This window comes from Streptomyces sp. SID12501, assembly GCF_010550245.1.
Lineage (GTDB): Bacteria > Actinomycetota > Actinomycetes > Streptomycetales > Streptomycetaceae > Streptomyces.
Genome location: NZ_JAAGLU010000689.1, coordinates 1 through 435 on the forward strand (window position 1 = coordinate 1; position 435 = coordinate 435).

At 72.9% G+C, this 435-nt stretch carries 1 pseudogene; it reads left to right on the forward strand.

Annotation, left to right across the window (positions count from 1 at the left end):
- Window positions 1-222, forward strand: a pseudogene (locus G3I71_RS47930) (DNA primase); the annotation flags it as partial.
- Window positions 223-435 lie beyond the last annotated feature (213 nt).

A 435-nucleotide genomic window follows, 5' to 3' on the forward strand; every position in this document is an offset into this window, starting at 1 on the left:
CATCCGGGGCTGCGCTGGCACTGCCGCGGGAGCTACGTACTCCTGCCCCCCGCCCGGCTCCCCGGTGAGCTCGACGTCCACTGGGTGCGGGGACCCGAGCACGAGCTGCCCGACCCGCTGACCCTGCTGGAGACGCTCACCGAAGCCTGCGCGCGGTACGCGGGCAGCGCCGAGCAGAGCGAGCTGGACCACGACTCGATCGCCTGGCCCCTGAGCCGCTGATCCGCCGAGCTGTTACGAGAGGGGGAGGGCCCGGGATCCGGGTCCCTCCCCCTTCTCCTACTCGCCCTTGGCCGCGATCAGACCCGGCAGCCGGTTCAGCACCCGCACCCTGCCGCCGGATTCGGACGCCTGCCCGCGCGCGGGCACATGGGCCAGCTGGCTGGAGACCCGCTCCTTGGTCAGGCTGTTGGTCACCTCGCCGGTCATCAGCGC